Origin of the sequence: Streptomyces sp. CA-210063 (assembly GCF_024612015.1) — a bacterium.
GTDB lineage: Bacteria > Actinomycetota > Actinomycetes > Streptomycetales > Streptomycetaceae > Streptomyces.
This window is the reverse complement of the sequence record NZ_CP102512.1, coordinates 4713884-4740591: the sequence shown is the minus strand read 5'-3', so window position 1 is coordinate 4740591 and position 26708 is coordinate 4713884. Positions and strand designations below refer to the sequence as shown.

General features: G+C 69.4%; 26 protein-coding genes, 1 tRNA gene and 3 pseudogenes. 17 read left to right on the top strand and 13 right to left on the bottom strand.

The genetic code is table 11. From position 1 onward, the window contains the following. Positions 1 to 48: 48 nt before the first annotated feature. The 8 genes and pseudogenes from JIX56_RS20480 to JIX56_RS20445 all read left to right on the top strand — a co-directional run bounded on the left by JIX56_RS20480 (position 49) and on the right by JIX56_RS20445 (position 5284). Positions 49 to 324, top strand: coding sequence for a hypothetical protein (locus JIX56_RS20480; RefSeq protein ID WP_257542656.1), 276 nt, complete (start codon positions 49 to 51; stop codon positions 322 to 324). Further along, positions 321 to 512 carry a hypothetical protein gene (locus JIX56_RS20475; RefSeq protein WP_257542655.1) on the top strand — a complete coding sequence of 64 codons (192 nt, stop codon included), beginning with the start codon at positions 321 to 323 and terminating at the stop codon, positions 510 to 512. The genes JIX56_RS20480 and JIX56_RS20475 overlap by 4 nt, the downstream gene beginning before the upstream one ends. Before the next feature lie 62 nt (positions 513 to 574). Further along, positions 575 to 990, top strand: a pseudogene (locus JIX56_RS20470) (hypothetical protein). Between the two features lie 160 nt (positions 991 to 1150). Further along, positions 1151 to 2040, top strand: a pseudogene (locus tag JIX56_RS20465) (bifunctional DNA primase/polymerase). Continuing rightward, on the top strand, positions 2037 to 2393 hold the full coding sequence (locus JIX56_RS20460; protein WP_257542654.1) for a hypothetical protein: 357 nt from the start codon (positions 2037 to 2039) through the stop codon (positions 2391 to 2393). Before JIX56_RS20465 ends, JIX56_RS20460 begins: the two are co-directional and overlap by 4 nt. Beyond that, positions 2390 to 3556, top strand: a complete 1167-nt coding sequence (locus JIX56_RS20455) for a DUF3631 domain-containing protein (RefSeq protein ID WP_257542653.1) — start codon at positions 2390 to 2392, stop codon at positions 3554 to 3556. Before JIX56_RS20460 ends, JIX56_RS20455 begins: the two co-directional genes overlap by 4 nt. 225 nt (positions 3557 to 3781) lie before the next feature. Continuing rightward, positions 3782 to 3991, top strand: coding sequence for a helix-turn-helix domain-containing protein (locus JIX56_RS20450; protein WP_257542652.1), 210 nt, complete (start codon positions 3782 to 3784; stop codon positions 3989 to 3991). Positions 3992 to 4065: 74 nt separating this feature from the next. Then, positions 4066 to 5284: pseudogene (locus JIX56_RS20445) on the top strand (site-specific integrase). Between the two features lie 3 nt (positions 5285 to 5287). On the opposite strand, the gene JIX56_RS48050 reads toward JIX56_RS20445, so the two are convergent. The 4 genes from JIX56_RS48050 to JIX56_RS20430 all read right to left on the bottom strand — a co-directional run bounded on the left by JIX56_RS48050 (position 5288) and on the right by JIX56_RS20430 (position 8646). Continuing rightward, positions 5288 to 5911 carry a helix-turn-helix domain-containing protein gene (locus JIX56_RS48050; protein ID WP_443031844.1) on the bottom strand — a complete coding sequence of 208 codons (624 nt, stop codon included), beginning with the start codon at positions 5909 to 5911 and terminating at the stop codon, positions 5288 to 5290. Positions 5912 to 6478: 567 nt separating this feature from the next. Further along, positions 6479 to 6552 (bottom strand) — tRNA-Pro (locus tag JIX56_RS20440). A gap of 29 nt (positions 6553 to 6581) precedes the next feature. Beyond that, positions 6582 to 7403 carry a Pr6Pr family membrane protein gene (locus JIX56_RS20435; protein ID WP_257542651.1) on the bottom strand — a complete coding sequence of 274 codons (822 nt, stop codon included), beginning with the start codon at positions 7401 to 7403 and terminating at the stop codon, positions 6582 to 6584. A 313-nt stretch (positions 7404 to 7716) separates the two neighbouring features. Beyond that, the gene (locus tag JIX56_RS20430; protein ID WP_257542650.1) at positions 7717 to 8646 is read right to left on the bottom strand and encodes a metallophosphoesterase; all 930 of its coding nucleotides are present in this window, start codon (positions 8644 to 8646) and stop codon (positions 7717 to 7719) included. Between the two features lie 188 nt (positions 8647 to 8834). On the opposite strand from JIX56_RS20430, the gene JIX56_RS20425 reads away from it, so the two are divergent. Beyond that, on the top strand, positions 8835 to 9302 hold the full coding sequence (locus tag JIX56_RS20425; protein ID WP_257542649.1) for a GatB/YqeY domain-containing protein: 468 nt from the start codon (positions 8835 to 8837) through the stop codon (positions 9300 to 9302). A gap of 172 nt (positions 9303 to 9474) precedes the next feature. On the opposite strand, the gene JIX56_RS20420 is transcribed toward JIX56_RS20425, so the two are convergent. After that, positions 9475 to 11769, bottom strand: coding sequence for a transglycosylase domain-containing protein (locus JIX56_RS20420; RefSeq protein WP_257542648.1), 2295 nt, complete (start codon positions 11767 to 11769; stop codon positions 9475 to 9477). Positions 11770 to 12294: 525 nt separating this feature from the next. Between JIX56_RS20420 and wblA the strand changes: the two genes are divergently transcribed. Further along, positions 12295 to 12633, top strand: a complete 339-nt coding sequence (gene wblA / locus JIX56_RS20415; protein WP_033524587.1) for a transcriptional regulator WblA — start codon at positions 12295 to 12297, stop codon at positions 12631 to 12633. A 126-nt stretch (positions 12634 to 12759) separates the two neighbouring features. Here the strand turns inward: wblA and JIX56_RS20410 are convergent, their stop codons facing one another. Both JIX56_RS20410 and JIX56_RS20405 read right to left on the bottom strand, forming a co-directional pair. Then, entirely contained in the window at positions 12760 to 14115 is a 1356-nt protein-coding gene (locus JIX56_RS20410; protein WP_257542647.1) for an ArsA family ATPase, read from the bottom strand. Continuing rightward, positions 14112 to 15089, bottom strand: a complete 978-nt coding sequence (locus tag JIX56_RS20405; RefSeq protein WP_257542646.1) for an ArsA family ATPase — start codon at positions 15087 to 15089, stop codon at positions 14112 to 14114. The genes JIX56_RS20410 and JIX56_RS20405 overlap by 4 nt, the downstream gene beginning before the upstream one ends. 139 nt (positions 15090 to 15228) lie before the next feature. Between JIX56_RS20405 and JIX56_RS20400 the strand changes: the two genes are divergently transcribed. The 4 genes from JIX56_RS20400 to JIX56_RS20385 are packed head-to-tail and all read left to right on the top strand — an operon-like array spanning position 15229 to position 17596. After that, positions 15229 to 15387 (top strand): DUF4177 domain-containing protein, encoded by a 159-nt coding sequence (locus JIX56_RS20400; RefSeq protein WP_086785308.1) that lies wholly within the window; start codon positions 15229 to 15231, stop codon positions 15385 to 15387. Beyond that, positions 15384 to 15845 (top strand): RidA family protein, encoded by a 462-nt coding sequence (locus JIX56_RS20395; protein WP_257542645.1) that lies wholly within the window; start codon positions 15384 to 15386, stop codon positions 15843 to 15845. Before JIX56_RS20400 ends, JIX56_RS20395 begins: the two co-directional genes overlap by 4 nt. Positions 15846 to 15899: 54 nt before the next feature. Then, positions 15900 to 16769 (top strand): NUDIX hydrolase, encoded by an 870-nt coding sequence (locus JIX56_RS20390; RefSeq protein WP_257542644.1) that lies wholly within the window; start codon positions 15900 to 15902, stop codon positions 16767 to 16769. Then, positions 16766 to 17596, top strand: coding sequence for an MBL fold metallo-hydrolase (locus tag JIX56_RS20385; RefSeq protein WP_257542643.1), 831 nt, complete (start codon positions 16766 to 16768; stop codon positions 17594 to 17596). The genes JIX56_RS20390 and JIX56_RS20385 overlap by 4 nt, the downstream gene beginning before the upstream one ends. Positions 17597 to 17739: 143 nt before the next feature. Here JIX56_RS20385 and JIX56_RS20380 read toward each other — a convergent pair whose 3' ends face one another. Beyond that, positions 17740 to 18585: a nucleotidyltransferase domain-containing protein gene (locus tag JIX56_RS20380; RefSeq protein ID WP_257542642.1), complete on the bottom strand. Its 846-nt coding sequence runs from the start codon at positions 18583 to 18585 to the stop codon at positions 17740 to 17742. A gap of 543 nt (positions 18586 to 19128) precedes the next feature. After that, on the bottom strand, positions 19129 to 19803 hold the full coding sequence (locus JIX56_RS20375; protein ID WP_200307423.1) for a Crp/Fnr family transcriptional regulator: 675 nt from the start codon (positions 19801 to 19803) through the stop codon (positions 19129 to 19131). Positions 19804 to 20129: 326 nt separating this feature from the next. On the opposite strand from JIX56_RS20375, the gene nth reads away from it, so the two are divergent. From nth to JIX56_RS20360, 3 genes are all read left to right on the top strand, one after another. After that, positions 20130 to 21092, top strand: a complete 963-nt coding sequence (nth, locus tag JIX56_RS20370; RefSeq protein WP_257542641.1) for an endonuclease III — start codon at positions 20130 to 20132, stop codon at positions 21090 to 21092. 133 nt (positions 21093 to 21225) lie between these two features. Continuing rightward, positions 21226 to 21957 (top strand): NUDIX hydrolase, encoded by a 732-nt coding sequence (locus JIX56_RS20365; RefSeq protein ID WP_257542640.1) that lies wholly within the window; start codon positions 21226 to 21228, stop codon positions 21955 to 21957. A 118-nt stretch (positions 21958 to 22075) separates the two neighbouring features. Further along, positions 22076 to 23275, top strand: coding sequence for a MarP family serine protease (locus tag JIX56_RS20360; protein WP_257542639.1), 1200 nt, complete (start codon positions 22076 to 22078; stop codon positions 23273 to 23275). Positions 23276 to 23329: 54 nt separating this feature from the next. Here the strand turns inward: JIX56_RS20360 and JIX56_RS20355 are convergent, their stop codons facing one another. The 4 genes from JIX56_RS20355 to nhaA all read right to left on the bottom strand — a co-directional run bounded on the left by JIX56_RS20355 (position 23330) and on the right by nhaA (position 26511). Next, positions 23330 to 23509 carry a hypothetical protein gene (locus JIX56_RS20355; protein WP_257542638.1) on the bottom strand — a complete coding sequence of 60 codons (180 nt, stop codon included), beginning with the start codon at positions 23507 to 23509 and terminating at the stop codon, positions 23330 to 23332. A 120-nt stretch (positions 23510 to 23629) separates the two neighbouring features. Further along, on the bottom strand, positions 23630 to 24592 hold the full coding sequence (locus JIX56_RS20350; RefSeq protein WP_257542637.1) for an alpha/beta fold hydrolase: 963 nt from the start codon (positions 24590 to 24592) through the stop codon (positions 23630 to 23632). Beyond that, positions 24589 to 25068 (bottom strand): phage holin family protein, encoded by a 480-nt coding sequence (locus JIX56_RS20345; RefSeq protein WP_257542636.1) that lies wholly within the window; start codon positions 25066 to 25068, stop codon positions 24589 to 24591. Before JIX56_RS20345 ends, JIX56_RS20350 begins: the two co-directional genes overlap by 4 nt. Before the next feature lie 39 nt (positions 25069 to 25107). Beyond that, entirely contained in the window at positions 25108 to 26511 is a 1404-nt protein-coding gene (gene nhaA, locus JIX56_RS20340; RefSeq protein ID WP_257542635.1) for a Na+/H+ antiporter NhaA, read from the bottom strand. Between the last annotated feature and the right edge of the window lie 197 nt (positions 26512 to 26708).

Here is a 26708-nt window from a genome sequence, read left to right as displayed (position 1 = left end):
TAGCGGCCCACCTGCGGAAATCCCTGAAACCCGCCCGGAGGGCCCGTCATGACCCCTGCCCTGCTCGCTATCACACTCCTGCTCGGCGCAACGCTGTGTTACGCCACTGTGTGTGCTGCCTCGCCGTTCGGCAACTGCCGCAAGTGCAACGGATGGGGCTTCGCCATGAAGACCGACCGCAAGGGTCGCCAGAAGCGCGGCAAGGACTGCCGCCGCTGCAAGGCCACCGGCAAGCGCATACGCGTCGGCCGCTGGCTCTACAACCGCTGGGCCCGCATCTACCGCGCCGGAACCGACACCCCCCGCCCGGAAGGATTCCGATGATCCTCAACATCTCCGCCGTGCTGCTCTTCGGCGCCGCGTCCGCCCTCGCCGTCAAGACCAAGTCCGCCGGCGGGGGCGCGGCCATCGTGCTGTTCCTCTTCGGGTTCTTCGCCGCCGGGACCGGCGCGTACGAGCCCATTCACCACCTCGTCCAGGCGTCCGCCAACGCACTCAGCGACCTCGGCTGACAGGAGGCCCCATCGTGAACGAACCCGTCAAGCCCCTCTCACCCGGCCGCCGTGAGGCGGCCATGGAAGTCCACCGCCCCACACCGCTCGCCCCGATCCCGTCGGCGCCGGTCGCACCGGTGCAGCCGGGCGCCATCCCGGCCGTGGCGAGCGTGGTCCTGCCGGACGCCGCGTCGTCACCGGCTACACCCTCGAACCCGCCAAGCCCGAACCCGTCGCGGCCAAGCCGCCCGTCTCCCGCACGGCGGTGAACATCGCCCTCGGAGGCATCGGCTTCGGTGCCGTCTGTGGCGGACTGTTCCTGCTGACCGCGTTCATCACCGCACTGACCGCGCTCACCACCCAGCTCATCACCCTCGCCGCCGTCATCTTCGGCGGCTGGGTCGCCGTTCAAGTCTTCAGCGCGAGCGGACACGGCAGCGGGACAACGGTCAACATCCGCAAAGCCGTCTTCAAGCGCAACCACTTCCACGGCTAGCTACGCCCGAGGCGGGCGCCGTCTCACCACAAGCCTGCGCCCGCCCCGGTTCTCCAGTCCCTCCAAGAGAGCAGGAGACATCCAGCATGACCCAACGAGCGTCATTCGGCGAGGGCCGTCCGGCCCATGCCACCCCATCGAGCGTGGCGGGGGTTACGGCATGAACCGTCACCTCCTGTTTGCCGCCCTGGACGCGGCAGAGCGAGGCTGGGCCGTCCTTCCGCTGCGCCCCGGCGACAAGCGTCCGGCCCTGCACGGTGAAGACGTCTGCCCCGGCATCGGGGACTGCGCCGGCGGTCACCGCAGGTGGGAAGAGCGTGCCACCATCGACCCCGACCGCATCCGCCGCGCGTGGGGCGACCTGCCGTTCAACGTCGGCATCGCGACCGGCCCGTCCGGGCTGGTCGTCGTCGACCTCGACATGCCCAAGCGGAAGAGCAGTACGGACACGCCTAACGGCGTGACAACCTTCACGGCGCTCTGCGAGCGCACCGGACAGGCTGTACCTGCCACCCGCACTGTGCGGACCGCGAGCGGCGGGGTCCACCTGTACTTCACCGCCCCGCCCGGCGTCCGGCTCGGCAACACCGCCGGACGGCTCGCCAAACGTATCGACACCCGCGCGTGGGGTGGCTACGTCGTCGCCCCCGGCAGCCTCACCCCCAGGGGGCCTACGCGGTCGTCAGTGATATGCAGCCCGCGCCCCTGCCCGATTGGCTGCACGCCCGCCTGACTGCCCGTCAGGCTTCGCGGGCACTAACGGCTGCACCGTCGTCCGTACGGGCGACCAGCTACACCGCAGCGGGCTTGAACGCGGAAACCGCGTCCGTACGGCAGGCACCGGAGGGCGAGCGCAACGCCACGTTGCTGCGGGCGGCGCGAGCCTTGGGGCGGTTCATCGCGTGGGGCGACCTCCCCAGGGAGCAGGTTGAGGAGGCTCTTCAGTGGGCGGGGGAGCAGGCCGGTCTCTCGCCGCGGTCGTGTGAGGCGACCATTCGCAGCGGTCTGAACTGGTCGATCGCTCGCAACGGTCAGCGGAGGGCGGCATGAGCGCCCTTCCCCGCCCCGCTCTGAAGAGCCTTCCCGTCACCCCGACCAGTCCGCGCGCCGCCGCACAAGCCGTGCCCGGTCCGGCCGTGGGTGAGCCGAAAGGCGCCGCCCGCAAGGGCGTCCCTTCTGCTCTTCGTCCTGACCCGCAGCAGGGCGACGGCCGGTACCCGATCGCGTGGCTGTGCATCTGTGCACCACGCGGTGCCGTGCCTACCGCCACCTCGAAGTGCTTGTGCGGCAGGGACCGCAGCGCCGTCGGCCACACGAAGGTGCTCGCCCTGATCGAAGACCACACCGCCCACCGTGACGCATGCCCGTTCCGCACCAACCAGGAAGGGAGGCAGGCGGCATGAGCGCCAATCCGCCGGCACCCGCCATGGACGGCTCCGCACTGCTCGATGAGGTGGAAGCCTTCCACCGCCGCTTCAACATCTTCCCCCTCGAAGCCGCGTACGTCGCTGTGACGCTGTGGGACGCACACGCGCACCTGCTCGACTGCTTCGACTCCACACCGCGGCTCGCGTTCCTGTCGCCGGAGCCGGGGTTGGGCAAGTCCCGCGCTCTGGAGACCGTGGAAACCCTCGTGCCGCAACCGATGGTGGCGGTCAACGCATCCGCGTCCGCACTGTTTCGTGCGGTGTCCGGGATGGAGGGACGGCCGACGATCCTGTTCGACGAGATCGATACGGTCTTCGGGCCCAAGGCCGGAGAGAACGAACAGCTCCGGGGCTTTTTGAATGCAGGCCACCGACGCTCCGGTGTCATGTGGCGCTGCGTGGGCGACGGCTCCAATCAGCAGGTGCAGGAGTTCCCGTCGTTCTGCGGGGTCGCGGTCGCCGGACTCGGCTCGCTGCCCGACACGATCCTGACTCGCTCGGTCATCGTCCGCATGCGGCGCCGCGCACCGAACGAGCAGGTCGAACCGTTCCGTCAGCGCATTCACGAGAAGGAAGGACACGAACTGCGCGACCGGCTCGCCAATTGGGCACAGTCCATCCGCCACCTGGTCGACGGAGTGTTCCCGGAACTCCCGGAGGGCATCAGCGACCGGCCCGCGGACGTGTGGGAGCCCCTGCTCGCGGTGGCCGACGCGGCGGGCGGCACGTGGCCGGAGCGGGCTCGCGCCGCCTGCATCGAGCTGGTGAACGCGGCCAAGACCAGCGACAAAGGCAGCATCGGTATCCGCCTGTTGATCGATCTGCGCGACTACGTGTTCAACGGCATCGACCGTCTGCCCACCGTCGCCATCCTCGACAGGCTGCACAGCCTCGAAGAGGCGCCGTGGGCGGACATGAGCGGCAAGCCGCTTGATGCCCGCGGCCTCTCACGGATGCTGCGCGAGTACATGACCGCGGACAACGCGCCGATTGCGGCCCGCAACATCAAGGCCGGCGGAAGCGTCATGAAGGGCTATTACGCGTCCGATCTTCACGACGCGTGGCAACGCTACTGCCCTCCCCCTGCGGAAAGTGCGCTACTTCCGCTACCTCCGCTACCAGGCAGGTCAGAGCCCTAAAACCGGTAGCGGATCGGCACTCCGCATCCGCTACCGCGCCGCCCGTCCGCTACCGACCCCGCGGCCACGATCCCGGGGCCGGTAGCGGCTTTATCCGCTACCGCTTCCCATATCCGCTACCACGATCATGCCGCTGACCAGGGCGGTAGCGGAGGTAGCGGAGGTAGCGGACCTGACAGGAAGGGGGCCACCGCCCCCAACTCCCTGCCGAGGAGGCACCGCCGCATGAGCACCGCCGTTGCGTCTGCTGAACAACTCCTCTACCGGCCCGAAGAGGCCGCGAAGGCTCTCCGGATCGGCCGCTCGATGGTCTACGAGGAGATACGGCTCGGACGACTCCAGACCGTTCGCATCGGTCGACGTCGACTCGTGCCGCCTGAGTACATCGCGCAGTACGTCGAACTCCTCAAGCGCGAGGCAGAAGCCACCGCCTGAATCCCCACCACCCATCACACCAGGGCCGCGCCCTCCTCCGGGCGCGGCCCTGTCCTATGGAGGCACAACACGGCATGACCGAGACCCCGAAACGCGCCACCAGGGCGGGCCACGGTGCGGACACGATCTATTGGGACCCCAAAAAGAAGAGCTTTGTGGGGGCCGTTTCTCTGGGGCACGCCCCGAATGGCAAGCGCCGTCGACCGAAGGTGTACGGCAAGACGAAGACCGAAGTCCGCAACAAGATCCGGGACTTGAAAAAGGAGGTACAGACCGGCGTCAAGGCGCCGGCCAACTACACCGTGGCGGACGCGGTGAACGACTGGTTGGAGCGCGGACTCAAGGGGCGCGACGAGAAGGGCACCATCGGCAAGAACCGCTCGATGGCGAACAAGCACCTCATCCCGTTCATCGGCAAGGCCAAGCTCAAGGAACTCAGCGCGGACGACGTCGACGACTGGTTGGACGACAGGGCTGAATTCCTCGCGACGCGAAGCCTGCGCGACCTGCTCGCCATCCTGCGCCGGTCCACCGCGCACGCTCAGCGCCGAGACAAGGCGGCGCGCAACGTCGCCTTTCTCGTCACCGCGCCGGAGGGGCGCCCCGGTCGCCCGAGCAAGGCACTCAATTTGGAGCAGGCGAAAGCTGTGCTCATCGCCGCGCGACCGTCACGGCTGTACGCCTACCTCGTGCTCTCGCTCCTCAGTGGTGTTCGCACAGAAGAGGCGCGGCCCCTCACTTGGGATCACGTCTTCCTGGAGCCGAAGGACGGGGGCCCCGCCTCACGTCGCGGTGTGGCGCTCGGTCCGTAAGCATGGTGAGACCAAGACCAGGAAGAGCCGCCGGACCATCGCTCTGCCGAAGCAGGTGGTCGACGTCCTCGAAGAGCACATGCGATGGCAGAAGCAGGAGCGAGCATCGCGAGGGATGGAGTGGGCCCCCACCGGCCGGGTCTTCACTACCCGGAGCGGTGAGCCGCTCGACGCGGCCAACGTCCGGCGCGATTTCAAGGCCATCGTGAAGAAGGCCGGTCTGAGGCCGGAGTGGACACCGCGGGAGCTCCGGCACAGCTTCGTTTCCCTGCTTTCAGACCACGGCATCCCGCTGGAACGGATCGCTCTCTTGGTCGGTCACAGCAGCCAGGCGACAACCGAGGCGGTCTACCGCAAGCAACTCCGGCCTGTGATCACGGAGGGGGCCGAAGCGATGGATGACATATTCGCCGAAGATTGGGACGTGGAGAGCAGAGAAAAGGTCCACATTATTGAAGTCCCCCTGCGAGGCGCCGGATGATGGTTAGCGCTGGGAAGCGAGTAGTGCGGCTTCCCAGCGCTTTCGGTGCTCGGCGCTTTCTTCCTCTGATGCGGCTAGGACATGGAGTAAATTCTCAATCAGGTCCCATCTTGGGAGTCGACGTCCTTCTAAGGTGCTAAATATTGACCGTGGAGAATAGCCCGCCTTGACTGCCAACTGTGCGCGAGTTATTCCGGCTCTCAAACGCGCTGCATTGAGTTCTTGGGCGAATATCAGGTACTCGATAGGAGGGGCGTCCGGTTGAGGTGTAGAAGGGTCGGCAACCGCTGCGGTGTAGCTGACGCGTTCTCCTTCGAGCCCCTGTTCGGCCTGCGATCTGAGTTTGAGCCACTCAGGGATGGCGATCCTCTCGTCTCGTGGATCCAACGCAGACACTAGGGCGCAGAGGGTGTCCACAGAAGGGATGCGGGTCCCGTTGAGGGCGGCGTAGATAGCCGTGCGACTAGTCCGCCATGTCGAAGTCGCGGCGATCCTGTCTGGCTGTAGCTTCCTCGCTGCTTCGCTTCCCCCAGCCGTGGCCAAGGCGTGGTCGTGCAGGGCACGTAGCCGTGCGGAGAGCTCCCCTAAGGGCGAGGAGGGGTCGACTGCTCGACGTCGGTTCGGCATGGGTGTCCCTTGCAGATGAAGTCCCGTGAAGTCCCACTTGATACCGGGCGATGCTAGCTCCGGGAATGGGCGCGCGAGGTGGTGGTCCGATAAGAACGGCTCGCCGGAAGAGTCCAAACACGCCGGCAGGCCGCTGGATCACACCTGAGGAAGGGAACCGATGGCCGACCGTACTCATGCTGGTAAGAACGCATTTCTCACCCTCGCCTCCGCCCCTGGTGAGCAAGGCGCACCCGATCCTGCTGGCAGGTGGATGGTGGGCCAAGCCTTGAGGGGTGCGTGTAGCGGGGCCGTGGGAGCGTTCGCTGACTGGCTGATCGCAATCTTCATAGATCGCTGAACCGGTGGGCGTCGCATGCTGCGGAGTGACGATCGGTCTCGAAGGAAGAGTCTCCGCGCGCGGCTATGGTGACCTTGGTGGCGCCGCCCTGTTGGAGGGTGCCGGGAGAACTCAGGCATGGAAGAGAGCGGCATCATGGCCTGAGCAAATCCGTTTGCCCCCCTGTTTGGCCCCCTGAGCACGACAGAGGGCCAATCGCGATCATGCGATTGGCCCTCTGACCTGCGTCGGGGTGGCGGGATTTGAACCCACGACCTCTTCGTCCCGAACGAAGCGCGCTGCCAAGCTGCGCTACACCCCGATTGTCGCTGCTTGTCGCGGCGACGTCGTTTACTTTAGCCCACTGGTGCCTGGAGACGAAATCCGGTTTTCGTGGCGGCTGGGGCGGCCCCGGCGTGGGTGTACGGGGTCCGGGCGGAGGTGGTCGACGGCGATGAGGAGGAGGGCGAGGGCGTAGAAGGCGAGGCCCAGGAGGAGGGCGTTGCCGAGGACGCTCTTGTAGCCGTGGCGGTCGACGTCCAGGAACGGGTAGAGGTACGGGGCCGGCCAGTCGGGGGTCAGCAGGGCGGCTCGGCCGAGCGTGAACGCCAGGTACGCCATCGGGTAGAGCAGCCAGGCCGCCGCGTGGCTCAGGCGTGGCGGGCACGGGCGGGTCAGCAGGAGCCAGTCCGCCACCACCGCGAGGGGGATCGCCGTGTGGAAGGCGTGGTTGGTCACGGCCTGCCAGCCGGTGGGGGAGACCGGGGTCCCTGTAGGTGTCGTCGTCAGGGAGAAGGCGGCCGGGTCCCTCATCAGGATCAGGTGGTACACCAAGGCCGCGATCACGGCGTAGAGAACCGTGCCGACGGTCACCAAGGACGGCAAGGAGCGGCGGGCCGACCACGCGCGGCGGGATGAGGCCGCGAAGACCAGCGCCACCAGGGCCGTGCTCTGGACCGAGAAATGGCTGAACGCCCGTGAAGGGCCACCCAGCACCATCTCAATCACCACGGCCGCTGCCGCCGCCAGCGCGACCAGGGCGCGGTAGGCCGCAGCCACTGGGCGGCGTGTCGGTGCCACCACCGCCGTCGCGGGCACGACGGACGTCACCGGCGCGGGAATGCCCGAGATCGCGGGCAGGTCGGGGATGTCCCTGGGTATCGGTGCGGTCATGCGCTCACGCTAAGACGCCTCGACGAAACGGGCTATCCGGGACGATCCGTACGGGTCAATGCCGCCTTGCCGACGGCCCCCACCCTTCGCCGACCGCGCCCTCCTTGGACTGTCGCCCTACGTGGGCGGCCCGCCCTGGACTGTCGCCCTACGCGGGCGGCCCTCCCTGGACCGTCGCCCTCCGCAGGCCGCCCCCCGGCAGGCCCCCGCAGATCCCCCCGCCCTGAACCGGCCCGACTCGCACGCCGACTCGAACGCCGACCTCCCGCCTCCCACCCCGACGCCCCCGTCAGCGCAGATCACCCCAACAGCCCTAACCCTCCCGCCCCACCAACGTCAGCAGCGAAGCCTCCGGTGGGCAGGCGAACCTCACCGGGGTGTAGCGGTTCGTGCCGCAGCCGGCCGAGACGTGCATGTACGCGGTGTGGCCCTCAGCCGTGTGCGTGGAGAGGCCCTTCACGCGCTCCGTGTCGAGGTCGCAGTTGGTGACGAGGGCGCCGTAGAAGGGGATGCAGAGCTGGCCGCCGTGGGTGTGGCCGGCCAGGATCAGGGGGTAGCCGTCGGCGGTGAAGGCGTCGAGCGTGCGGAGGTAGGGGGCGTGGACGACGCCCAGGGAGAGGTCGGCGGAGTCGGACGGACCGCCGGCCACGCGGGCGTAGCGGTCCCGCTTGATGTGCGGGTCGTCGAGGCCGGTGAGCTCGACCGACATGCCCTCGATCTTCAGCGTGCCACGGGTGTTGGTGAGGTTGAGCCAGCCCGCCCCGTCGAAGCCGTCGCGCAGGTCCTCCCACGGGTTGTGGATCGCGCCGACCACCGGCTTGTTGCCGTTCAGGCCGTGGCGGCCCTGCACCTTCTCCAGGAGATAGCGGGCGGGGTTGCGCAGCTTCGGGCCGTAGTAGTCGTTCGAGCCGAACACGTACGCGCCCGGGAACTCCATCAGCGGGCCCAGCGCGTCCAGCACCTCCGGTACGCCCTCCGGATCGGAGAGGTTGTCCCCGGTGTTGATCACGAAGTCGGGGCGCAGCCCGGCCAGGGAACGCAGCCAGCGCTGCTTCTTGCGTTGCCCGCTCACCATGTGGATGTCGGAGACCTGGAGTATCCGCAGGGGCCGCATGCCCGGTGGCAGCACCGGCACCGTCACCCGCCGCAGCCGGAAGGAGCGGGCCTCGAAACCCGCCGCGTACACCACACCGGCGGCACCGGCCGCCGCGATCCCCAGAGGTACTCCGTATCGCGCTCGCATATGTCCATCGTGTCAGACCTCGCCGAACCCGGTTGAACGCCTGTGGACAACCGCGAACCACCACCGCCGACCGCCAAGTCCGCCTGTGGACAACCGACTCCGGCTCGCGCACCCGATCAGCACCCGATCCGCACACACCGGCGAAATCAAGGCGCGCCTACCGCATCACACCTGCGACAATCGACCCCATGACCACGCTCAAGTCGAAGCTGCAGGAAGACCTCAACGCCGCCATCAAGGAGCGCGACGAGCTCCGCTCCTCGACGCTCCGGCTGACCCTCACCGCGATCACCAAGGAAGAGGTCGCGGGCAAGGAGAAGCGCGAGCTCTCCGACGACGAGGTGCTCAAGGTGATCACCAAGGAGGCGAAGAAGCGCCGCGAGGCCGCGGACGCCTTCGCCCAGGGTGGTCGTACGGAGTCGGCCGAGCGGGAGAAGGCGGAGGGCGAGCTCCTCGCCGAGTACCTGCCCAAGCAGCTCTCCGACGAGGAGCTGAAGCAGATCGTCGTCCAGGCCGTCGAGGAGGCCCGGGCCGCCGGCGCCGAGGGCCCGCGCGCGATGGGCCAGGTCATGAAGATCGTGAACCCGAAGGTGGCCGGACTGGCCGAGGGCGGCCGTGTCGCCGCCATCGTCAAGCAGCAGCTCACGGGCGGCTGAGCGTCTCCCAGCAGTACGGCGGTGGGGGCGCCCCTTCTCTGGGGGCGCCCCCACCGCCGTATCCACTCACATTCGGCGACCGCGACTTTCAGCGACCATGAACCGGAGAACCGACCGGAGCACCACCGGCGAACCGACCGGCCAACCGACCGGTCAGGTCAACCGGCTGAGATCACCCGAAGCCACCGTTCCCGTTGTTCCCGTTGTTCCCGCCGTTCGTCTGGCCCTGGATCCAGTTCTCCGGGATGGAGAACTCCGGGTCCGGGAACGTGGTGCCGCCGTCGGTGCCGCCGATGATCCCGTCATCGCCGTTGCCGTTGCCGTTGTCGTCACCATTGCCGTTGTCGTCGTTCCCGCGACCGTTGTCGCCGTCCCCGCGGCCGCGGTCCGGCTTCGGGTCGGGGATGTTGACGAGGGTGAAGTCGGGGGCGGGCTCGCCCTCCAGCGCGCCGGACATCATGTCGCGCCAGATCGGGCCCGGGACCTGGCCACCGAAGACCTTGTCGTGCCACTCGCCGCCGATGGTGATGTTCACCATGCGGCGCTTGTGCGCGGGGTCACCGACCCAGACGGCGCCGGCCATGTTCGGGGTGTAGCCCACGAACCAGGCCGCGTAACGGAAGTCCGTCGTGCCGGTCTTACCGGCGCTGGGACGGCTGCCGAGGCCCGCCTCCGTACCCGTACCGTCCTCGACCACGCCCCTGAGTAGGGTGTTGATGGTGTCGGCGGTGTTCTCGGACATCGCGCGCGAGCACGTCGACTTGGGGACCTCCAGCGACTTCGACTTCTCGCCGACCCGCTGGGTGATGGACTCGATGGCGACCGGCGTGCAGTACATACCGCGCGAGGCGAAGGTCGCGTACGCGTTCGCCATGGTCAGCGGGGACATCTCCTGGGTGCCCAGCGCGATCGACGGGTTCTGGCCGATCTTGGAGCCGTCGGCCCGCTCGACGCCCATCTTCCCGGCCATCTCCGTCACCGGGCAGATGCCGACGTCCGCGATCATCTGGACGAAGTAGGTGTTGACCGACAGCGCGGTCGCCTTCTTCATCGTGTACGGGCCGACCTCGGACTCGTTCTCGTTGGTGAGCGTCGTGCCGTCGGTGTTCACCCAGTTCTTGCCGCCGCAGACCGAGATCGGGCTCGGGTACTCCATCTTGTACGGCGCGGAGTACGACTTCGTCGGGGACATGCCGCCCTCGATCGCGGCCGCGGCCACGATCGGCTTGAACGTCGAACCGGGCTGGTAGCCCGCGCCGCCGCCCATGGACTCGTCGACCGACAGGTTGATCGACGTCTCGTTCTTCTTGGTGTCGAGGCCGTACGGCCTCGACTGGCCCATGGCGAGGATCTTGCCCGTGCCGGGCTCCACGATGGTGGCGGCGGTGGCGACGTCGTCCTTCTGGTTGACGTGGTCCTTGATGGAGGCCTGGACCGACTTCTGGGCCTTCGGGTCCATCGTCGTCCGGATCGTCAGACCGCCCTGGTTCCAGATCTTCGCCCGGTCCTCCTTGGTCTTGCCGAAGACCGGGTCGTTCAGGAACACCTCGCGGACGTAGTCGCAGAAGAAGCCCGCGTTCTTGACGGCTGTGATGCAGCCGTTCTTCGGCTTGCTGATGTCCAGGCCGAGCGGCTTCTTCTTGGCCTTGTCGGCCTCCGCCTGTGAGATGTCACCGAGGTCGGCCATGCGCTGCAGCACGATGTTGCGCCGCTTGGTGGCCTCCTGCGGGTCGTTCACCGGGTCGTACCGGCTCGGCGACTGCACGATGCCGGCGAGGAGCGCGGCCTCCTCGACGTCCAGGTCCTTGGCCGACTTGGAGAAGTAGCGCCGGGAGGCGGCCTCGACGCCGTAGGACTGCTGGCCGAAGAACGTGATGTTCAGGTAGTTCTCGAGGATCTTCTTCTTGCTGAGCTCCTCTTCCAGCTGGATCGCGTGCCTCAGCTCCTGGATCTTGCGGCCGAGCGTCTGCTGGGTGGCCTGGGCGACCAGTGTCGGGTCGTCACCGGCCTCCTCCACCGCGACGTTCTTCACCAACTGCTGCGTCAGCGTGGACGCGCCCTGGGCGACGCCGCCCTCCTGGGCGTTCCGGTTGAGCGCGCGCAGCACGCCCTTCAGGTCGATCGCGCCGTGCTGGTAGAAGCGGGCGTCCTCGATGGCGATGACCGCCTTCTGCATGTACGGCGAGATCTCCTTGAGATCGACCACCGTACGGTCGCGGCTGTACACCGTGGCGATCGAGTCGCCCTTGCTGTCGAGGATCGTCGTGCGCTGGCTCAGCGGCGGCTGCTTGAGGTTGGCGGGGAGTTCGTCGAACCCCTCGACCGAACCCTTGGCCGCCAGCCCCAGGGCGCCGACCGCGGGCAGCGCGATGCCCGCCATGACGGCACCGGCGAGGACGCTGACACCTAGGAACTTGGCGGCCTGCTGTGTGGGGGCCAGACCACCACCCGAGCGCTTGTTTGGCATGAGGGCAGCCTAATCCGTAGTGATGACCGTTCCGAAGGAGCGGGTGCCTCCGGGCGGCGCACCAGTGCCGGATCGTGACATCAGCTGCCCGCGACACCGAGACGTGAAGAAAACATGAGTGGTTGTCTACGTTCTCATTTGCCGGACACGCGCGCAGGCCTTGGCCTAAGCTGCTCTCAACTGTCACAGCCGTAGGCCCTTGTATCAAGTACGTCCAGCGAGCCCGAATCGTTCTGACGTTCTTCCGATTTTTTTCCGGTGCCGTGTCCGAATCCGCCTTGTGTGTCATTCGGTGTCCGTTGTGACGCATGTCAACTGTCCCGTTCTGCCGGGATAGTCACGTATGTCCTCAGGTCACTCCCGCGGGTGATCTGCCGCTTACGCATAGTCCGTTCGGGCCATTCAAGATTGGGCCCGAAGGGGGTGTTGCGCTGTGCCCACCTTCCGTAACGTCCTCAACTGGCGGCGGTGAATATGCCGCTGCCGCCGTGGGGGAGCCTCGATTCGGGAGAGGACGGCGCCGGTATGGGCTGGGTAACCGACTGGAGTGCGCAGGCTGCCTGCCGCACTACCGATCCGGATGAACTGTTCGTTCAAGGAGCAGCGCAGAACAGGGCCAAGGCGGTGTGCACCGGATGCCCGGTACGCACGGAGTGCCTGGCGGACGCGTTGGACAACCGCGTCGAGTTCGGCGTGTGGGGAGGAATGACGGAGCGCGAGCGCCGCGCACTGCTGCGCAGGCGTCCCACTGTCACTTCATGGCGCCGGCTCCTTGAGACCGCGCGCACGGAGTACGAGCGTGGCGCGGGCATTCTGCCGCTCGACGATGACGAGATGTACGAGAACTACGCGGCGGTGAGCTGAGGACGAGGCCCTTTCCGGGCCACGTCCGTCGAGGGCGCCCTTGTGGTGTCGGCGCGTCGGGCAGGTGTGCCGGCTCTCGGGTGTCCCGGGGCGTGGATCGGCCGTCGGGGCATGGACGGTCCTCAGTCAGTCGTCGGAGGTGGGCAGCTCCGGCCTTATGGTCGCGAGCCGGTCCCCGATGTTCCGCAGACCCGCCAGGTCGTGGACGTCACCGGGCAGCGCGGCCACTTCGGCCACGGCCACCTCGGGATGAAGCGCGGTGAAGCGGTCACGCGTGCGCTGCTCGCGGGAGAGCATCCGCATCCGCTCGGCGTGCAGCCTGAGCAGGCGCGCCGTGAGGTGTTCCACCGTCCGGTCCGGGGCAGGGGAGTCGGCCTGGACACCGGTGGTTGCGGGAGCTTCTGGACTGTCTGAACTGTCGTACGTGTCGGGAGAGTTACGAACTGCTTTCCCGTCCATCTGATCAACAATGCGGGGCTCGTCAAGATTTTCCGCGGCGGCGAGCGCGCGCTCGGCCGACAGCTGGGCCGCGCCGCTGCCGTGCACCCGGTTGAGCACCAGGCCGGCCAGCGGCATGTCCTCGGCCGCCAGCCGCTCCACGAAGTACGCCGCCTCCCGCAGCGCGTCCCGCTCCGGCGCGGCCACCACCAGGAAGGCCGTGCCGGGCGCCTGGAGCAGCTTGTACGTGGCGTCCGCGCGCGTACGGAAGCCGCCGAACATGGAGTCCATGGCGGCCACGAACGTCTGTACGTCCTTGAGCAGTTGGCCGCCGAGCAGCTTGCCCAGGGCGCCCGTCATCATCGACATGCCGACGTTCAGGAACTTCATGCCGGCCCGTCCGCCGACCTTCGCGGGCGCCAGCAGGACGCGGATCAACTTGCCGTCCAGGAACGAGCCGAGCCGCTTCGGGGCGTCCAGGAAGTCCAGCGCCGACCGGGACGGCGGGGTGTCGACGACGATCAGGTCCCACTCGTCCCGGGCCCGCAGCTGGCCCAGCTTCTCCATCGCCATGTACTCCTGCGTGCCCGCGAAGCCCGCCGAAAGCGACTGGTAGAAGGGGTTGCTCAGGATCCCGGAGGCCCGGTCGGGGTCCGCGTGCGCCTCGACGATCTCGTCGAACGTGCGCTTCATGTCGAGCATCATGGCGTGCAGTTCGCCGTTCCCGTCGATGCCCTTCACCCGCCGCGGGGTGTTGTCCAGCGAGTCGATCCCCATGGACTGGGCGAGCCGCCGGGCCGGGTCGATGGTGAGCACGACCACCTTGCGGCCGCGCTCGGCGGCACGCAGACCGAGGGCCGCCGCCGTGGTCGTCTTGCCGACCCCGCCGGCGCCGCAGCACACCACGATGCGGGTCTCGGGGTCGTCGATCAGCGGATCGACCGCGAGGAGGCGGGGCGCGCTGATCGCGCGGTGTCCGTCGGGGGCCTGGGCCGGGTCGTTCACATGGGCCGAGTCGGGCATGGCGGCCGGGTCCGGAGTCATGAGATCCCTTGCTGACGCAGTTCCGTGGCCAGTTCGTACAAGCCCGCCAGGTCCATTCCCTCGGCGAGCAACGGCAGTTCATGCAGCGGCAGGCCCAGTTCGCCCAGCACGCCGCGCTGTTCTTGCTCCAGGGTGTACCGCTCGGCGTACTCGTCGGCCTGCGCGAGCAGCGGTTCCACCAGCCGCTCGGCGTTGCCGCCGCGCCGCGCGCCGCCGAGGCCCGCCGTGGACAGGGACTTGGCGACGGCCGTACGCGGCACCGCGCGCGCGAACTCCAGCTCCTCGGCGTCCAGCATCTCGGGCCGCACCATGTTGACGATGATCCGCCCCACCGGCAGCTTCGCGGCGCGCAGCTCGGCGATGCCGTCCGCCGTCTCCTGGACGGGCATCTCCTCCAGGAGCGTCACCAGATGCACGGCCGTCTCGGGAGACTTCAGGACCCGCATCACGGCCTGGGCCTGATTGTGTATCGGGCCGATCTTGGCGAGGCCCGCCACCTCGTCGTTGACGTTCAGGAAGCGCGCGATGCGTCCGGTGGGCGGCGCGTCCATCACCACGTAGTCGTATGCGAACCGCCCGCTCTTCTCCTTGCGGCGCACCGCCTCGCAGGCCTTGCCGGTCAGCAGCACGTCCCTGAGGCCGGGCGCGATGGTGGTCGCGAAGTCGATGGCGCCGAGCTTCTTCAGGGCACGGCCCGCCCCGCCCAGTTTGTAGAACATCTGGAGGTAGTCCAACAGGGCCAGTTCGGGGTCGATGGCCAGCGCGTACACCTCCCCGCCCCCGGGAGCCACCGCGATCTTCCGCTCCTCGTACGGAAGTGCTTCCGCCTCGAAGAGCTGTGCGATGCCTTGTCTGCCCTCGACCTCGACCAGGAGGGCGCGCTTCCCCTCGGTCGCGAGGGCGAGCGCGAGTGCGGCGGCGACCGTGGTCTTTCCGGTCCCGCCCTTGCCACTGACGACCTGGAGCCTGCTCACGTATTCGAGACTAACCAGTCCGCGCGCCGCATACGCGGGAGGCTGTGGACAACCTGGCCCCTCTCGGCCGTCCGGCCCGCCCGGAGCAGCGGCGGAACCCGTGCCCGACAGCGGCCGGGCAGCGGATAAAGTCGGCCACATGACCAAGTGGGAATACGCAACCGTACCGCTGCTCGTCCACGCCACGAAGCAGATTCTGGACACCTGGGGCGAGGACGGCTGGGAGCTCGTCCAGGTCGTGCCCGGGCCGAACAACCCCGAGCAGCTGGTGGCCTACCTGAAGCGGCCCAAGCCGTGAGCGCCGTCGAGGCAAAGCTCGCGGAACTCGGGCTGAGCCTGCCCGAGGTGGTCCCGCCGCTGGCCGCGTACCAGCCGGCCGTCCAGTCCGGCTTGTACGTGTACACCGCCGGGCAGCTGCCCATGGTGGACGGCAAGCTGCCCGTCACCGGCAAGGTCGGCGCCGAGGTCACCCCCGAGGAGGCCAAGGAGCTCGCCCGCACCTGTGCGCTGAACGCGCTCGCCGCCGTCAAGTCCGTGGCGGGCGACCTCGACCGGGTCGCCCGCGTGGTGAAGGTCGTCGGCTTCGTGGCCTCGGCGTCGGACTTCACGGGCCAGCCCGCCGTGCTGAACGGTGCGAGCGAACTCCTGGGCGCCGTCTTCGGCGACAAGGGCGTCCACGCGCGCAGCGCGGTCGGCGTGGCGGTACTGCCGCTGGACGCGCCGGTCGAGGTGGAGCTCCAGGTGGAGCTGGCCTAGCACCCGTACCGGGCCCCTCTCGAACATCCGGCCGTCACGGGTTAGCCTCCGGCCATGGCAAACGGGCAGTGGTACCCACCCGAGTGGCCGGACCGTATCCGCGCACTCGCGGCCGGCACGCTGACACCGGTGACCCCCAGGCGGGCCGCCACTGTCATGCTGCTCAAGGACACGGCCGACACCCCGGTCGTGCACATGCTGCGCAGACGCGCCTCCATGGCCTTCGCCGGAGGCGCGTACGCGTATCCGGGCGGCGGTGTGGACCCGCGCGACGACGACCACCAGATCCGCTGGGCGGGCCCCACGCGCGCGTGGTGGGCGTCCAGGCTCGGTGTCGACGAGACCGACGCCCAGGCGATCGTCTGCGCGGCCGTCCGGGAGACGTACGAGGAGGCGGGCGTCCTGCTCGCCGGACCCAGCTCCGACACGGTGGTCGGCGACACCACCGGCGACGACTGGGAGGCGGACCGCGCGGCGGTGGCCGCACGGGACCTGTCCTTCGCGGAGTTCCTGGAGCGCAGGGGGCTGGTCCTGCGGTCCGACCTGCTGGGTGCCTGGGCCCGCTGGATCACCCCCGAGTTCGAGAACCGCCGCTACGACACGTGGTTCTTCGTGGCGGCGCTCCCGCGGGGCCAGCGGACCCGCAACGCCTCCACGGAGGCCGACCGCACGGTCTGGATCCGCCCCCGGGACGCGGCGGACGGCTACGACAAGGGCGAACTCCTGATGATGCCGCCCACCATCGCGACCCTGCGCCGGCTCGCGGAGTACGACACGGCGGCCGACGCCCTCGCGGCAGCCGGCGCCCGCGACCTGACCCCCGTCCTCGCCGAGGCCCGCCTGGAGAACGACGACGTGATCCTCTCCTGGCCCGGCCACGAGGAGTTCACCAAGCGCATACCAGCCGGCGGAGACCCCACATGACGGACGCAGCAGCTCTTCCCGGCCAACCGAGGGGCGGTGCCCTTTCGGGGCCCGCCACCGCGCGCGCGGTCAATGTGCTCGCGCCGAACGCGTCCGTGATGACGCTGGACGGGACCAACACCTGGATCGTGTCCGAGCCGGACTCGGAGTCGGCTGCCGTGATCGACCCCGGTCCGCTGGACGACGGCCATCTGCGCCACGTTGTCGACACGGCGGAGAAGGCCGGCAAACGGGTCGCCCTGACCCTGCTCACACACGGGCACCCGGACCACGCGGAGGGCGCCGCACGCTTCGCCGAGCTGACCGGGACGAAGGTACGGGCCCTCGACCCCGCGCTGCGGCTCGGCGACGAGGGACTGGGCGCGGGCGACGTCGTCGCGCTCGGCGGCCTGGAACTCCGCGTCGTACCCACCCCCGGCCACACCGCCGACTCGCTGTGCTTCCATCTCCCGGCCGATCAGGCCGTCCTGACCGGCGACACCGTCCTGGGGCGCGGTACGACGGTCGTGGCCCACCCCGACGGCCGTCTCGGCGACTATCTCGACTCCCTGCGACGCCTCAGGTCCCTCACGGTCGACGACGGCGTCCACACCGTCCTCCCCGGCCACGGCCCCGTCCTCGACGACGCCCAGGGCGCCGTCGAGTTCTACCTCGCCCACCGCGCCCACCGGCTCGCCCAGGTCGAGACGGCCGTCGAGAACGGCTACCGCACCCCCGGCGAGGTCGTCGCCCACGTCTACGCCGACGTCGACCGTTCCCTGTGGCCGGCCGCGGAGCTCTCGGTACGGGCGCAGCTGGAGTACCTGACCGAACACGGCCTGATCTGACCCTCAGCGGCCTTCTCCCGGGCCCCGGCCGCCTGAGAGGCCCCACCCGCCCTAGCGGCTTCCCAGGCCTCAGCAACCCGCTCCCAGGGCCTCCGTGGGTATCCCGAGGGCACCCTTCAAGATCTCACCGACCCCCCGGCCCTTCACCGGTCCCCGGGGCGGGGTGCCTTGACGCCATGCACGCGCGCGTACTCCTCGGCCAGCCAGGGCCCGAGATCATCCACGTACGACCGCAGAACGGCGTCATGGGCGTCCGCCCCACCCGCCCCGGCACCCGGCTCGTACCCGGCCACCGCCGCCGCGCGCATCCGGGCGGCTCGCTCGGGGTAGTACGCGCCGAACACCTCCGCCATCTCGTGCAGATCGCTGGTCCAGCCGTTCCAGCGGGGCATGACGAGGGTGAACCCGGTGCGGACGAGCCGCCGGGAGTAACCGCGGACGAGCGACCGCCGGGCCTCGTCGGTGACGGCGCCCGCGATCCGCTCCCGCCAGCGCGGCAGGTGCAGCGCGAGGTCGCCGTTGGTCTCACGGGCCAGGAGGGAGTCCGGCCGGTAGCGGGGCAGGTCCTCCGCCAGATCCTCGCCCAGCAGCGGAGTGCACAGGCAGGCCACGAACCAGCCCAGGTCGTACCGCTCCGGCTCGCTGAGCACCTGCGCCCGGCTGACCAGCAGCGTTCCGGCCCCGTCGATCTGAGGGAACTCCTCGTCCAGGGCCTCGTCCAGCCCCCGAGCCTCCGCCCGGTCCGCCTCCGTCGGTTCCTCGCGCAACGCCAGCAGCAGATCGAGATCACTGCGCCCCGGACGAGCCGTCCCCCGCGGAATCGACCCATAGAGATACGCACTGTGCAGCCCCGCCCCGAACACGTTCAACACCCGATCCCGAGCCACCGCCACCACCGCCCGAAACACCCCCGGCACCCGCCCGAGCGCCCCCTCCCGCTCGATGTACCCCCGACTGTCCAGCCCTCTTCGACGCCCTGTTCCGGCCATACGACCACTGTGCCTCCGGGGGCGGGTGGTGGCAGGCGATTTATGCGTGCGGCGCCGAGCGGTCAGCTGGGGGCTCAGCGAATGAATGGGCGGCCACAATTCTGGGGGCCACGGATCGGAGGGCTGCACAAGTCACCGGCCACAATCGGCGAGCCCCACAAATCGGCGGGCCTCACAAGTCAGCGGGCCACGGATCGGCGGACCTCACAAATCAGCGGGCCACGAATCAGCGGGCCCCCAAATCAGCGGGGCCCAAATCCGGCGGGGGTCCAGGGGGCGCAGCGCCCCTGGCGGGGTCCGGGGCGGAGCCCCGTGAGGGCGCGCACACGCGGGGTCGAAGGGGCGGCAGCCCCTGGGGATGGGAACGGGTAAGGGCGGCGGGGGCGAAAACAATGGGGCCCGCCCCGCGAACGAGACGAACCCCATCGACGTACGAAACCGGCGTACGACCGAAACCAACGACGGAACCGACCTACGAGCCGGACCGACCCACGAGCCGAACCGACGTAACCTGCCGAACCGACGTAACCAGCCGAACCGACGTCAGCGCGACCGCTTCGCCAACCGCTCCACATCCAGCAGAATCACCGCGCGAGCCTCCAACCGCAGCCACCCCCGCTGCGCAAAGTCCGCCAGCGCCTTGTTCACGGTCTCCCGGGACGCACCCACCAGCTGCGCCAGCTCCTCCTGCGTGAGGTCGTGCACCACATGGATGCCCTCCTCCGACTGCACACCGAACCGCCGCGACAGGTCGAGCAGCGCGCGAGCGACCCGCCCCGGCACGTCCGAGAACACGAGGTCGGACATCTGGTCGTTGGTCTTGCGCAGCCGCCGCGCGACGGCACGCAGCAGCGCCGCGGCCACCTCGGGCCGCGCGTTCAGCCACGGCTGAAGGTCGCCGTGGCCGAGGCCGAGCAGCTTGACCTCGGTCAGCGCGGTGGCCGTCGCCGTCCGCGGACCCGGGTCGAACAGCGACAGCTCGCCGATCAGCTCACCGGGACCCAGCACGGCCAGCATGTTCTCGCGGCCGTCGGGCGACGCGCGGTGCAGCTTGACCTTGCCTTCGGTGACCACATAGAGGCGGTCACCGGGGTCACCCTCGTGGAAGAGAGCGTCACCGCGCGCGAGGGTCACCTCACCCATGGAGGCGCGGAGCTCCGCGGCCTGCTCGTCATCGAGCGCCGCGAAGAGCGGGGCGCGCCGCAGAACGTCGTCCACGAGTTCTCTCCTTGTCGACCTGCTCAGGGGATCTTGCTCCCCGTACTACCAGGGGACCGTGTTCCCCATCTTGCCGGACGGACCAAACAGTGTGATCTGTCACAAGGATGCCGCACACATGTCCCGGGGTAAGCGCCAGGGGTCCAATTGGGGGCCGGTCTTCTGGGCCCGGGGCGGATGTCGGTGCCTGGCTTTAGGCTGGCCGGGTGTCCAAATCGCCGGTGAGAGCACAGGCCAAGGGGGCTGGGCGGGTGGTTGTACGGCGCGATTCCGCTGTGGGCGAACAGGTCCTCACGGGGACGAACAAAACGGCAAAGGCGACGAAGGTGTCCGATCCATCAGCGGCGGAGAACCCCGCCCAGAAGACCACGGCTCCGGCGAAGAAGACCGCGCCGGCAAGAAGGACTCCGGCGGCGAGGAAGACGCCCGGGGCGCGAGGGGCGACCCCGGCGCAAGAGAAGACGGCCCCCGCCGCCAAAAAGTCCCCCGCCGCCCCCGCCAAGCCCCCCAAAGCCGAGTCCCACACCGCCCTCGTCCGCCGTGCCCGCCGTATCAACCGCGAGCTCGCCGAGGTGTACCCGTACGCCCACCCGGAGCTGGACTTCGAGAACTCCTTCCAGCTGATCATCGCGACGGTCCTGTCCGCGCAGACGACCGACCTGCGGGTCAACCAGACGACACCGGCGCTGTTCGCGAAGTACCCGACCCCCGAGGACCTGGCCGCGGCCGACCCGGAGGAGGTCGAGGAGATCCTGCGGCCGTGCGGGTTCTTCCGGGCCAAGACCAGGTCGGTGATAGGGCTGTCGAAGGCCCTGGTGGAGAACCACCACGGCGAGGTCCCGGGCCGCCTGGAAGACCTCGTCAAGCTGCCCGGCGTCGGCCGCAAGACCGCCTTCGTCGTGTTGGGCAATGCCTTCGGCCGGCCCGGGATCACCGTGGACACGCACTTCCAGCGGCTCGTACGACGCTGGCGGTGGACCGAGGCGACCGACCCGGACAAGATCGAGGCGGCCGTCGGCGCGCTCTTCCCGAAGAGCGAGTGGACGATGCTGTCGCACCACGTGATCTTCCACGGCCGCCGTATCTGCCACGCCCGGAAACCGGCCTGCGGCGCCTGCCCCATCGCCCCGCTCTGCCCGGCGTTCGGCGAGGGCGAGACGGACCCCGAGAAGGCCAGGAAGCTCCTGAAGTACGAGAAGGGCGGCTTCCCCGGCCAGCGCCTCAAGCCCCCGCAGTCGTACCTGGACGCGGGCGGCATCCCGGCCCCGCCGCTGGGAGCCGCCGGATGACGCTCAGCGGGGAGAGACCCGACGCACGGCCTTCCCACCCCGCCGCGAGCCACTCACAAGAAGGACGTGCGGCCCGAGCGGAACGATCGGCGGGCCTGTGGGCGTTGGGACCGGAAGAACGACGGGGGTGGGTATGACACGCGCGAGCCGGACGGACGGCGGTACGGACACCGGCCACGGGCACCACGCCCGGGGCGGGCACCTGGGCCTGGACAAGGCGGGCCTGCCCGCCTGGCTGGACCCGGTGGTGCGCGCCGCCGAGACGGTCGAGCCGTTGCAGCTGAGCCGCTTCCTGCCGCCGGAGAACGGCTCGGGGCGGCAGTCGGCGGTCCTGATCCTGTTCGGCGACGGCCCGGACGGGCCGGAGTTGCTGCTCATGGAGCGCGCCGGCTCGCTCAGATCGCACGCGGGACAGCCCTCCTTCCCCGGCGGTGCCCTCGACCCCGAGGACGGCGACCCGCAGACCGACGGCCCGCTGCGGGCCGCTCTGCGCGAGGCCGAGGAGGAGACCGGCCTCGACCCCGCCGGCGTCCAGCTCTTCGGCGTGCTGCCGAAGCTGTACATCCCGGTCAGCGGCTTCGTCGTGACCCCCGTCCTGGGCTGGTGGCGGGAGCCGACGCCGGTCCGGGTGGTGGATCCGAACGAGACGGCCCGCGTCTTCACCGTGCCCGTGGCGGATCTCACGGATCCGGCCAACAGAGCCACCGCCATTCACCCCAGCGGCCACGCGGGTCCGGCATTTCTGGTCGAATCGGCATTGGTGTGGGGCTTCACAGCCGGAGTGATCGACCGTCTGCTGCACTACGCGGGCTGGGAGCGCCCCTGGGACCGTGAGAAGCAGGTCCCGCTCGACTGGCGCTCATGACAGGGTGTCTGCCGTGCTGCGTCTTTTGGGGCCTGTGGCGTCCCCCTGTCGCCGCGCGGCGGACCGGACCCCGGCCGGCCTGTAGTGATCGCGAAGTGACGAGGCGAGGCTTGAAGCGGTGAACGTGCTGGACATCCTGTTGCTGGTCGCCGCTGTCTGGTTCGCGATCGTGGGGTACCGACAGGGCTTCGTCGTCGGCATCCTGTCGGTGATCGGCTTTCTCGGCGGCGGCCTCGTCGCGGTCTACGCCCTGCCCGTCATCTGGGACTGGATGACCGACAACTCGGAGGTCAGCACGGCCGCCGCCGTCGTCGCGGTGGTCATCGTGATCGTCTGCGCCTCGGTCGGCCAGGCCCTGACCACCCACCTCGGCAACAAGGTGCGCCGGTACATCACCTGGTCCCCGGCCCGCGCCCTGGACGCCACCGGCGGCGCCCTCGTCAACGTCGTGGCGATGCTCCTGGTCGCCTGGCTGATCGGTTCCGCACTCGCCGGGACGACGCTGCCGACGCTCGGCAAGGAGGTCCGCAACTCCAAGGTGCTGCAGGGAGTGGCCGGGGCCCTGCCCAACCAGGCCGACACCTGGTTCGCGGACTTCTCCTCGGTCCTCACGCAGAACGGTTTCCCGCAGGTCTTCAGCCCGTTCTCGAACGAGCCGATCACCGACGTCCAGCCCCCCGACCCGGCGCTCGCGAACAGCCCGGTCGCCCAGAGTGCCAAGCGGTCCATCGTCAAGGTCATGGGCACCGCCCAGAGCTGCGGCAAGGTCCTCGAAGGCACCGGCTTCGTCTTCGGCGAGCGCCGGGTGATGACCAACGCGCACGTGGTCGGCGGGGTCGACGAACCCACCGTCCAGATCGGCGGCGAGGGCCGCAAGCACGACGCCAAGGTCGTCCTCTACGACTGGGAGCGCGACATCGCCGTACTGGACGTGCCGGACCTGAGGGCGCCCGTGCTGGAGTTCACCACCAAGGACGCCGTCAGCAGCGACGACGCGATCGTCGCGGGCTTCCCGGAGAACGGCGCGTACGACGTGCGCCCCGCGCGCGTGCGCGGTCGCATCACGGCCAACGGCGCCGACATCTACAAGCGCGGCACCGTCCACCGCGATGTCTACTCGCTCTACGCGACCGTCCGCCAGGGCAACTCCGGCGGCCCGCTGCTCACCCCCGAGGGCAAGGTGTACGGCGTGGTCTTCGCGAAGTCCCTCGACGACCCGGCGACGGGTTACGCGCTCACCGCGGACGAGATCGAGGAGGACATCGCCAAGGGCCGTACGGCCAACCAGCAGGTGGACAGCGACAGCTGCGCGCTCTGAGGCGGCCGGGCGATGCCCGTGTGGTGAGGTCCGGTGAAGGTCGCCCCGTACGGGTCAGGGACGGGGGTGGCGCAGCCGGGCCGAGACCCAGCGGGCCCGGCGCCGCAGGATGCGCGGAATGCCCAGGCGGGGGTCCGTGCCCGGCAGTTGCGGGGCGCCCCTCTGGTGGGAGCTCAGGCCCGCGGCCGAGCGGCGGTTGCGTGCTGCGTCACTGTAGTCGTGCGTCCAGCCCATACCCCGACGTGTGCCCCCGCCCCAAGGTCGATAACCGCCCCCACGCCCCCCAATTGGCCTATGCGCCGGGCAAGTGGCTGTTCGTGGAACAGGTGTTCACATCCGGGCCCTGCCCGCCGTTCACCGGTCCGGCTCGGGGTCCTTCAGCCAGTTGATGAGTTCGGCCGAGAACGCCACCGGGTCCTCCTCGTGCGGGAAGTGCCCCAGGCCGTCGAACAGCCGCCAACGGTACGGCGCTTCGACGTACTCCCCGGACCCCGCAGCGCTGCGCGTCCGCATCACCGGGTCCAGCGAACCGTGCAGATGGAGCGTGGGCACACGCACCGGGCGCTTCATCCGGCGGTTGAACTGGATGCCGTCCGGGCGGGCCAAGGACCGCACCATCCACCGGTACGGCTCGATGGAGCAGTGCGCCGTCGACGGGATGCACATCGCCCGCCGGTACGCCTCCACGGACTCGTCGTCGGGCAGCCGAGGCCCCGACCAGTCCCGGATCAGTCGGCCGACCAGCGCGCCGTCGTCGGCGGTGAGTTGCCGCTCGGGGATCCAGGGCCGCTGGAAGCCCCAGATGTAGGAGCCCGCCGAGGTCTGCTTGACGTCCGAGAGCATCGCCGAGCGCCAGCGCCGTGGATGCGGCATCGAGGCCACCGCGAGCCGCCGGACGAGCTTGGGGCGCATCACGGCCGCCGTCCACGCCAGATAGCCGCCCAGGTCGTGGCCGACCAGCGCGGCGTCGGGCTCGCCGAGGGACCGTACGACCCCGGTGATGTCGAGAGCGAGGTTCGCGGGGTCGTAACCCCGGGGCGTACGGTCGCTGCCGCCGACCCCGCGCAGATCCATGGCCACTGCCCGGAAGCCCGCGTCGGCGAGGGCGACCAGTTGGTGCCGCCAGGTCCACCAGAACTGCGGGAAGCCGTGCAGCAGCAGCACCAGCGGCCCGTCGCCCACCTCGGCGATGTGGAAACGCGCGCCGTTGGCGGCCACGTCCCGGTGGATCAGCCCCTTCGCGCCGGGCACGTCGAGTCGTACGGGAGACGCGGGCTGAGTCGAGGGGGCGGCCGGGGTGGTCGCGGGGTCGGTCATGACGTCGAGCGTGCCACAGCCTCGACGGCGTCGTCGGCCGGGGCGGGCCGCCGGGGGTGGGGCTTGGCGTTCTGCAGCACGCCCGCCGTCTGCTTCATGGAGGCGGCGACCTTCTGCGGGCCCTTGCCCTTCTTGGCCTTCTTCGAGAAGACGACGCCGATCAGCGTCAGTACGAGGGCGACCACCACGTTCGCCGCGAACGACAGCAGGAAGCAGATCGCCAGATTCCAGTCGCTCCAGGTGCGGATGCCGTACGCCAGGGCGAAGCTCAGCATCGGCAGGGAGAAGATCAGTACGGCGCCGGCAGCCGTGAACGCCCCGCCGCCGACCACGCCTCGCTTGACGTCCTGCCTGAGCTGGGCCTTGGCCAGCGCGATCTCGTCGTGCACCAGCGCGGACATCTCGGCCGTCGCCGAGGCGAACAGCTGGCCGACACTGCGTTCGGCTCCGACCGGGCTGCCGTCGGGTGCGCTCATCGGGGTCTCCCTCATATGCGTTTGTACGGTCCTGTCAGATCATGCCGGACCGTCGTCGCCATCGCCTGCCCCGCCCGCCACTTCGGCAAGCCTGCGGTGTTCGGCGGCCTTGCGTTCGTAGAGCTCGGCCATGCGCAGGTGGTACGCCGGGTCGTCCTGCTCGTAGATGTCGGGGATGCCGTCGCGGTCGTCGTCGCGCTCCTCGGCGGCCCACAGGGCCTGGTACTTGGCGTTGCGCATCTTCAACAGGACGGTCGCCAGGACCGCTGCGATGAGGGAACCGGTGAGGACGGCCGCCTTGACGCCGTCGGTGAGTGTCCGGTCGTCCTCGAAGGCCAGTTCGCCGATGAGCAGGGACACGGTGAAGCCGATCCCGGCCAGGGAGGCGACCGCGAAGACGTCCGGCCAGGCCAGGTCCTCGGAGAGCGAGGCCCGGGTGAAGCGGGCGGTCAGCCAGGTCCCGCCGAAGATCCCGACCGCCTTGCCGACGACCAGCCCGAGCACCACCCCGAGCGTCTCCGGCTGTGTGAACACCCTCCCCAGCGCACTGCCCGACACCGCGACGCCCGCGCTGAACAGGGCGAACAGCGGTACCGCCAGACCGGCGGACAGGGGGCGCACGATGTGCTCGATGCGCTCACCGGGGGAGCGCTCCTCATCTTCGCGCCGGGTGCAGCGCAGCATCAGCCCCATCGCGACACCGGCGATCGTGGCGTGGACACCGCTGTTGTACATCAGCCCCCAGATGACGAGGGCGAGCGGGACATACACGTACCACCCGCGCACGCCCTTCCTGAGCAGCAGCCAGAAGACGGCGAGGCCGGCGGCGGCGCCGCCGAGCGCGGCGAAGTCGAGGCTGTCGGTGAAGAACACCGCGATGATCAGGATCGCGAACAGGTCGTCGACAACGGCGAGGGTGAGCAGGAAGGCGCGCAGCGCGTTCGGCAACGAGGTGCCGATGACGGCGAGCACGGCCAACGCGAAGGCGATGTCGGTCGCCGTGGGCACCGCCCAGCCGGCCAGGGAGCCGCCGCCGGTGAGGTTGGTGAGCGTGTAGACGAGCGCCGGTACGGCCATGCCGCACAACGCGGCGACGACGGGCAGCGCGGCCGCCTTGGGGTCCCTGAGGTCACCGGCCACCAGCTCGCGCTTGAGTTCGATGCCGGCGACGAAGAAGAAGATCGCGAGAAGCCCGTCCGCCGCCCAGTGCGCGACGGACAGGTTGAGGCCGAGGGCTTCGGGGCCGAAGTGGAAGTGGCTGACGCTCTCGTAGCTGTCGTGCAACGGGGGGACGTTGACCCAGACCAGCGCGGTGACGGCGGCGAGGAGCAGCAGGACACCGCCGACGGTCTCGGTGCGCAGCGCCTCCCCCACGAAGGTCCGCTCGGGCAGGGAGAGCCGGCCGAGAACCTTGCGAGTGGGGGTGGTGCGGGGCGCGGTCACGGCGGGGACCTCCGGTCGGTGGGCAGGACAAAACACTTGCCGACCAGACTTCCCGGCGCACCTATTTGTTTAGTCTACCTAAAGTACCCGGTGCCTCCCGCATGCAAGGGGCAGAAAGGGCACCCGGCGCTGGTCACCGGGTGCCCTTCATGGCCGTACATAATCGTCGGGATCGTCAGGCCTCGACGTACGCGACC

What these genes read in the sequence shown, in the direction of transcription:
- JIX56_RS20385 (WP_257542643.1), top strand. Translation starts at nt 16,766, where the DNA reads ATGACGGACGCAGCAGCTCTTCCCGGCCAACCGAGGGGCGGTGCCCTT.
- JIX56_RS20475 (WP_257542655.1), top strand. Translation starts at nt 321, where the DNA reads ATGATCCTCAACATCTCCGCCGTGCTGCTCTTCGGCGCCGCGTCCGCC.
- JIX56_RS20410 (WP_257542647.1), bottom strand. Translation starts at nt 14,115, where the DNA reads ATGACTCCGGACCCGGCCGCCATGCCCGACTCGGCCCATGTGAACGAC.
- JIX56_RS20425 (WP_257542649.1), top strand. Translation starts at nt 8,835, where the DNA reads ATGACCACGCTCAAGTCGAAGCTGCAGGAAGACCTCAACGCCGCCATC.
- JIX56_RS48050 (WP_443031844.1), bottom strand. Translation starts at nt 5,911, where the DNA reads ATGCCGAACCGACGTCGAGCAGTCGACCCCTCCTCGCCCTTAGGGGAG.
- JIX56_RS20430 (WP_257542650.1), bottom strand. Translation starts at nt 8,646, where the DNA reads ATGCGAGCGCGATACGGAGTACCTCTGGGGATCGCGGCGGCCGGTGCC.
- JIX56_RS20400 (WP_086785308.1), top strand. Translation starts at nt 15,229, where the DNA reads ATGACCAAGTGGGAATACGCAACCGTACCGCTGCTCGTCCACGCCACG.
- JIX56_RS20355 (WP_257542638.1), bottom strand. Translation starts at nt 23,509, where the DNA reads ATGGGCTGGACGCACGACTACAGTGACGCAGCACGCAACCGCCGCTCG.
- JIX56_RS20345 (WP_257542636.1), bottom strand. Translation starts at nt 25,068, where the DNA reads ATGAGCGCACCCGACGGCAGCCCGGTCGGAGCCGAACGCAGTGTCGGC.
- JIX56_RS20435 (WP_257542651.1), bottom strand. Translation starts at nt 7,403, where the DNA reads ATGACCGCACCGATACCCAGGGACATCCCCGACCTGCCCGCGATCTCG.
- JIX56_RS20420 (WP_257542648.1), bottom strand. Translation starts at nt 11,769, where the DNA reads ATGCCAAACAAGCGCTCGGGTGGTGGTCTGGCCCCCACACAGCAGGCC.
- JIX56_RS20390 (WP_257542644.1), top strand. Translation starts at nt 15,900, where the DNA reads ATGGCAAACGGGCAGTGGTACCCACCCGAGTGGCCGGACCGTATCCGC.
- wblA (WP_033524587.1), top strand. Translation starts at nt 12,295, where the DNA reads ATGGGCTGGGTAACCGACTGGAGTGCGCAGGCTGCCTGCCGCACTACC.
- JIX56_RS20380 (WP_257542642.1), bottom strand. Translation starts at nt 18,585, where the DNA reads ATGGCCGGAACAGGGCGTCGAAGAGGGCTGGACAGTCGGGGGTACATC.
- JIX56_RS20365 (WP_257542640.1), top strand. Translation starts at nt 21,226, where the DNA reads ATGACACGCGCGAGCCGGACGGACGGCGGTACGGACACCGGCCACGGG.
- JIX56_RS20350 (WP_257542637.1), bottom strand. Translation starts at nt 24,592, where the DNA reads ATGACCGACCCCGCGACCACCCCGGCCGCCCCCTCGACTCAGCCCGCG.
- JIX56_RS20455 (WP_257542653.1), top strand. Translation starts at nt 2,390, where the DNA reads ATGAGCGCCAATCCGCCGGCACCCGCCATGGACGGCTCCGCACTGCTC.
- JIX56_RS20480 (WP_257542656.1), top strand. Translation starts at nt 49, where the DNA reads ATGACCCCTGCCCTGCTCGCTATCACACTCCTGCTCGGCGCAACGCTG.
- JIX56_RS20460 (WP_257542654.1), top strand. Translation starts at nt 2,037, where the DNA reads ATGAGCGCCCTTCCCCGCCCCGCTCTGAAGAGCCTTCCCGTCACCCCG.
- JIX56_RS20450 (WP_257542652.1), top strand. Translation starts at nt 3,782, where the DNA reads ATGAGCACCGCCGTTGCGTCTGCTGAACAACTCCTCTACCGGCCCGAA.